We start from the raw sequence: 1,028 nt of genomic DNA, 5'->3' as shown, positions 1-1,028 counted from the left end.
ACGCCAGCGCCCACGGTACGGCCGCCTTCGCGAATAGCGAAACGCAGGCCTTCTTCCATGGCGATGGGGTTGATCAGCTTCACCGTGATGGACACGTTGTCACCAGGCATCACCATTTCCTTGCCTTCGGGCAACTCGATCGCACCGGTCACGTCCGTTGTACGGAAGTAGAACTGGGGACGGTAGTTGTTGAAGAAGGGCGTGTGACGGCCACCTTCGTCCTTGGACAGAACATAGATCTCACCCGTGAAGTGCAGGTGCGGCTTGATCGAGCCGGGCTTGCACAGCACTTGGCCGCGCTCCACTTCTTCGCGCTTGGTGCCGCGCAGCAGAATACCCACGTTGTCGCCCGCTTGACCTTGGTCCAGCAGCTTGCGGAACATTTCCACACCGGTGCAGGTGGTCTTCAGGGTGGGCTTGATACCCACGATTTCGATTTCTTCGCCGACCTTGATGATGCCACGCTCAACGCGACCGGTCACCACAGTACCGCGGCCGGAGATGGAGAACACGTCTTCCACGGGCATCAGGAATGCGCCGTCCACAGCGCGCTCGGGCGTGGGGATGTAGGAGTCCAGTGCGTCAGCCAGCTTCATGATGGCGCCTTCGCCCAGTTCACCCTTGTCGCCTTCCATGGCGAGCTTGGCAGAGCCGTGGATGATGGGGGTTGCGTCGCCGGGGAATTCGTACTTGTCCAGCAGCTCGCGCACTTCCATTTCAACGAGTTCGAGCAGCTCGGCGTCGTCCACCATGTCGCACTTGTTCAGGAACACGATGATGTAAGGAACACCCACCTGACGGGCCAGCAGGATGTGCTCACGGGTCTGGGGCATGGGGCCGTCGGCTGCGGACACCACCAGAATGGCACCGTCCATCTGGGCAGCACCGGTGATCATGTTCTTCACATAGTCGGCGTGTCCGGGGCAGTCCACGTGGGCGTAGTGGCGATTGGCCGTTTCGTATTCCACGTGGGCGGTGTTGATGGTAATGCCGCGTGCTTTTTCTTCGGGAGCAGCGTCGATCTGGTC

General features: G+C 60.5%; 1 protein-coding gene. It reads right to left on the bottom strand.

Annotated elements, in window-relative coordinates:
* Positions 1–1,028 (bottom strand): elongation factor Tu (gene tuf / locus AC1RMF_RS26590; RefSeq protein WP_493145559.1); only part of this gene is annotated, 1,028 nt, incomplete at both ends.

The organism is Rhodoferax sp. GW822-FHT04A08, from assembly GCF_058801025.1.
The sequence above is the reverse complement of the archived record's forward strand: the minus strand, read 5'-3'. Positions and strand labels throughout refer to the sequence as shown.